Source organism: Microcystis sp. M113S1 (assembly GCF_020246945.1).
Lineage (GTDB): Bacteria > Cyanobacteriota > Cyanobacteriia > Cyanobacteriales > Microcystaceae > Microcystis.
On record NZ_JADBSA010000322.1, the window covers coordinates 1 to 5,433 of the forward strand.

Annotated in this window: 4 protein-coding genes and 1 pseudogene; 2 read left to right on the forward strand and 3 right to left on the reverse strand. The window is 40.8% G+C overall.

The features are described 5' to 3' along the window. Positions 1-182: 182 nt before the first annotated feature. Entirely contained in the window at positions 183-1,772 is a 1,590-nt protein-coding gene (gene dndC / locus IM319_RS16215; protein WP_286827208.1) for a DNA phosphorothioation system sulfurtransferase DndC, read from the reverse strand. A 191-nt stretch (positions 1,773-1,963) separates the two neighbouring features. Here dndC and IM319_RS16220 point away from each other — a divergent pair, with 191 nt between their 5' ends. After that, positions 1,964-3,208, forward strand: a complete 1,245-nt coding sequence (locus IM319_RS16220) for a DNA sulfur modification protein DndB (RefSeq protein WP_287736273.1) — start codon at positions 1,964-1,966, stop codon at positions 3,206-3,208. Between the two features lie 157 nt (positions 3,209-3,365). Here the strand turns inward: IM319_RS16220 and IM319_RS16225 are convergent, their stop codons facing one another. After that, positions 3,366-4,100 (reverse strand): SDR family oxidoreductase, encoded by a 735-nt coding sequence (locus IM319_RS16225; protein WP_287077730.1) that lies wholly within the window; start codon positions 4,098-4,100, stop codon positions 3,366-3,368. 38 nt (positions 4,101-4,138) lie between these two features. After that, on the reverse strand, positions 4,139-4,927 hold the full coding sequence (locus IM319_RS16230) for a class I SAM-dependent methyltransferase (protein WP_287736275.1): 789 nt from the start codon (positions 4,925-4,927) through the stop codon (positions 4,139-4,141). 72 nt (positions 4,928-4,999) lie between these two features. Between IM319_RS16230 and IM319_RS22605 the strand changes: the two are divergent. After that, positions 5,000-5,208 (forward strand): annotated as a pseudogene (locus tag IM319_RS22605) (MvdC/MvdD family ATP grasp protein); the annotation flags it as partial. Positions 5,209-5,433: the final 225 nt, after the last annotated feature.

The following is a 5,433-nucleotide window of genomic DNA, read 5'->3' on the forward strand; positions in this document are numbered from 1 at the left end:
ATCGACCTCAAACAACTTATTTTATCTTAACCTGTAGAGCATCGGATTGTCAAGATTTTGTAAACACCGAAGCTCTTACATTGAGCCTGTCGAAATGTCGTGCTTTGCTGTTTTATACTGGTCGGGGTTTCATCCCGTCGCTAAAAGCGAGGGTCTTCACCCCGACATTCAAGATAAACCCGTTATTCCTCCTCCTCATCGGTTGTAGGGAATTTCATGCTGGCCCAAGTTAACTGTTTTTGCGGGTCTTTTTCCGGTTCACTAAAACTCTCTTTTAGTTGTTCTTTCACCTGAGCAATATTGCCACTTTGAGCGGCATTCTTTAGATCATAGACATAACGGGCATTTTCGATCGCTTCCTCTTTACTACGAGAACTAGATTCAAAGCATTTTTCTAGATCTTTGTAAATACCCTTGCGAGAGATTTTGAGAAAATATTGACGTTCCGTATCGATCAGTTTAGCCAATAATTCTAGGTGCATGGAATCCTCGGCACAGATATCCGCGAGTATATCCCATTCTTCACTCCCCAAAAGATTATTATCCGCTCCCGGTCGCGGGTCTTGAAAAGTTTCTCCAGTCACTTGTTTATAAATCTTCGGTAATTGGTCATCAAATTCGTGCTTTTCTTCCCTCCAAATCCGGCGAATTTCGCTGAGTTCCTCCGTGGTAATTAGGGTAATATCTTTCATGTCCTCCGGTGCATTAGTACGCACGCTCTCCTGAGCCTCTAATACCCGTCTTAGCCAATATTCTCGCCATTGTTTAGTATAAGGGCCCGGTATGGGTTCGATCTTGTCTGAACCAAAAAGTTCAACCTTGCCATAAATACGGCGAAAATCTCGCCTTTCTCTGTCGTTTTTTAAGTCTAATTCGTTGCGAAGCTCTAAAAGTGGTTGTAACCATTCTTTTTCTTCGTCATTCTGTATCATTGCCTCCATCGATTTATCTTTATTTACCAACGTACACACCCAACAACCAAAGCGCGAATCTCCACAGCTAGGAGTGGAAGTATCTACCACTAGGGGACATTCATTATCCGCAGTCGCTCCTCGATACATTGCTAATAATTCTTTGTTATCTCCTCCCCAGGGATTTTCCCACTGCATTAAGTACATCCATACTTCATCAGTACGCCAATCTTCTATGGGAGTATAAATCAAAGAGTTGATTAAACGTCCATTGGGGCTTAATCTGTCACGAACTCTACCTATTTCATGTTTTTTCATGGTGATTGCTCGCGCTTGACTTTCAGCCTTCCTAATTCCTAGCACAACAATAGTTTCACAATGAACTCTGACTAAATTGCGAATAAAGTTATTGACAGGCTGAATTTTCATGCGATCAGTACACCAACGAAAGCCGTGCCTTGGAGCAGGATATCCTTTTCCTATCAAACAAACCCAGAAAGTAGCGTCAACTTCAGGATGCAGTAGATGCGATTTAACAGGCATTTGTTGCTGTTTTGCCGCTTCTGTAAGCTGTCTAATACATCTGCGTACCCAAGTAGAAACAATTGGGTTTTCAACAAAAGTATCGGTAGTGATGACATGAATGGTTTTGTGTCGCTTCTCTAATGGTAAGGCAGCGATCGCATTCCAGATCAACTGCAATATACTTGTACTATCTTTTCCCCATGATACTCCCACAACCCAAGGAATAGTATCTGCACAGTATAATTCCTGTATTTCTTGAGTTAAATAATTTAAATCCTCGACAAACTCCGCAATAGTACGGATAGGCGACTTATCTGATTTGAGGGTATCTGTCATAAAAAGTCCGTATTTCTCTCGATACTGAGTGTCTCAAGGATGACTACAGAGTTTCGCCTAAAGATGAAGTATGACGGGATTTGGCATCATCCTTGGGCGATCAGCTGCTGTTCCTTGTTCCCTATTCTGGCGTTCCCTATTCCCCAAAACGAAAACTTCGTGCCTCATCATTAAGATAACTGCTATAATATATGATTATTGAGTGTTTTTTGGTGTTTTTTTCTATTATGTCTGATATTGCACCTCATTCTTCAGATTTGACTCAACAACTGAATCAGGTACTGGAATACTACTTTTCTGAGCATTACAGAGAGAAATGCTATCTTGGGCTAGTTTTCCAACAAGGAAAACGAAAAATGGTTCAAATAAACGTTCCCGCTCATGATTTACCAACCTTGCTCCAAGCAAAGCCATCTACAGGTAACGATCCCGATTCAGGAAAAAATCGCCCAGAGGTTCAAGGACATACAGAGGAAGTTAAAGAATATATCCTTAAGCGGATTAAACAAGATAAACCATGGATTTTAGGAACTCTAACAGCTAATATTGATCCAGAAAAAATTAAGCTGATCGATCTTGCTCGTGGGCTATGCTTGGTTATAATCGGACGTGGAATCAAATTAGATATTACAGATGGTCAACATCGTAAACGCGCTATTCACGAATTGATTACGAATTCTGAGGGGGAACTAATCGGTGATAATGATTTTCCTATTACTTTGGTATTGGAAGGGGATTTTAGACAATGCCAAACTGATTTTAGAGATATGGCTCAAACAAGGCCTTTAGATAAATCGTTACTTCTCTCCTTTGGGGAATTTGAAGGACGGGTGGGTATTACTAAAAATTTACTCTATCAAGTGTCTATGTTTGATGGTAAAACAGAAGCTATCAAAGATCAAACTTCGTTAAAAAAGAAACTTATTTATACATTTAACTATGTGGCTAAATTAGTAAGTTTAGCATTTGATAACGACATTAGTTCTGATTTAACAGAGATAAGCGTTGAAGAATCATCTGAGGCTTTATCTAAATGTTTAAATCAGTTTTTTCATGAGTGTTCTCAAACTAGAGAAATAGCGGAGAATAGCACAGATAAATTAACCGTTGATCAGTTAACTCAATTTCAGACAAGTTGTATTTTAGGACGTAGTGTAGGCTTAGAAATATTAGGATACTTGTTGCACGATATTTATGATGAAAATAACAACAGTTTTGATAGTGCTAAAATTTCATTGTTGGCTGGATTAGACTGGGCAACTGGTAGTGATCTTTGGAGTGGAAATGTCGTTAGAATAGATCCTAACCCTAAAAAGCCAGCAAATCCTTACAGAATATCTGCGACCATGAATATGGTAAAACTGGCAGTTTACAACGTAAAAAATCGGCTAGGATGGGTAGAAAAATCTACAAGTTCTATGTTAGATTTTCAATGATCGAGCGCAGCTAACGAGCGATCGCACACCATAGAACTTGTGTACTATGATGAACCCTTAATGCAACTTTAAAAACCCACTTCCCACTCCCCCCTAGACCTTTTAAACAGGATTTAGCATCACGTTCCCGGGTTGAGGGTCGAAATCCCGTTAGGGATTAAAGAGTAACTCCACCGTCCACGGGTAAAACCACACCTGTCATATAGGGGTTGATAATCAAACTCAATACTGCTAGGGCGACTTCTTCGGGTTGCCCTAAATGTTCGACAGGTAGAGCAGAAACCGCCCATTTGCTCAGGTCGGAGCGTTCCGAATCACTTTGACTGCTCCAGATACTTGTATCTTCTATTAATCCGGGGGCAACAACGTTAACGCGAACAGGAGCGAGTTCTAGGGCGAGGGCGCGTCCAAATACTGCTACGGCACTATTAGCGGCGGCTATGACGGAAATTCCGCCCATTTTGGAATATTTGAAGATAGTGACGCTTGATGTCAGGGTAATAGAACCGTCCTTGGCCAAAGTTTTCAGGGAGCCACGCACTGCTAAAAAGGTGGCCCAGAATTTATCCATACCTCCCTGGGCCGTTTCTGTGGTCATTTCAGTTAATAAGGCTCGCGGCATATTTCTGTCTCCCAGAGAGGTTACTACTAAATGGTCAAAGTTGCCAATTTCTGCAAAAAAGGCATTAACAGAATCTTCTTCTAAAAAATTAACAGTTTTGGCTTCAATCTCCCCGGAAATTAGGGCAACAGCGGCAGCTAATTTCTCTTGAGAAGCATGGGAAAGCACCACTTTTGCCCCCAGGGAGAGCAATTTTTCGGCAATCGCTAGGTCAATCCCGGAGCTTGCACCAATAATAACGACTTTTTTACCCGATAAGGAATCAAACATTTTTTTGTCTCCAAAAATTTCAGAAAAACTTACAGCTATTACAGCATATTGACTGGCTTTTGGGCAGCAACTAACCAATAAGTTATGGACGAGGAACTTAGCAAATTATCCAGAGCCTTAATGTTTAAATTATAGGTTTCTTCGTCTAATTTTCCTGATTGCAATTCCTCTGTTAACCAAGATTTAAGATGGCGAAAATGTCTGAACCAGCACTCCTCCGTCACCTCGACAAATTGAACATCTTTAAACCCTGCCTGTTGATAAAGATTTTGATACTCTGCAATATCTTTGACCCTGTTTGCTTGGGGAACTGTCCAATCCCCTAAAAGTTCTGTTGTGGCAAAACTCAGATCTGAGAGAATTAAGGTTCCCCCCGGCTTTAATACTCGCCAAGCTTCTCGGAGGAATTGCTGTCTAGTATTAAAATAAAAAGCCGCTTCTACACAAATAATTTGCTCAAAAGAATCATCGGCAAAATCCATCTCTACTGCGTCCATTAACAGAAATTTACCTTCGGGAAAATTCAAGAGACTTCTGGCAATTTGTGTGGGAGAAATGTTAATCCCCACAATTGCTGTCAATGGATAATATTTGAGAAGATAATGGGTAGTTGCTCCTAAACCACAGCCAATGTCAAGAATTGTTCCCTGTTTGTTGGGAATAAATTCTAAAAGTTTCTCCATCAGAGTGGAGGATGCTTCCTGTTGATCTTGGGTATGGGAGAGCCAATAACCGACATTAAAAAACTCTCTTTCACCATAAAACTCTCGAATCGAAGGACTACAAATTAAATCGTCGAATCTACTAATCCATTCATTTTTATCCATTTTTAAACTCACTTAACTCTCTCGGCAAAAAACTACATTAGTTTAACACGATTGAGCTTAGTAGAGTGGGAAGTGGTTTATAGCAATGCTTGCCAAACTCCTGTTAAGGCACTAGATATTGACCGCGTGGCTGAGACGATAGAAAAAAAGAAGCCACAGCTTTTTGCTTAGATACCGATAAATTTCCCTTAGAGGTTCAACTAACAGCCCAATTTAATGGTAAAAAAAGTTTTTATCAATTAACCTATAACCATCAATCTATATTATCATATCTGGTGAGGGACAGAAGTTATCGCTTTTGAATTAGGAATGGGGAGCGGGGGACAGGGAAGAAAATCGTCGCACCTCATGACTCTGAATACCGCTTTGACATCCTCGCCGCCGTAAAACGGACGGCGATTCCTCACCACGCCACCTTTTTAGAATGGTCGCGTCAATGGGGTTGACGCGACCCGGGATGCTGCTTCTTTAACAGAAGTCTTACGCTTTCCGACCCGTCCATTTTG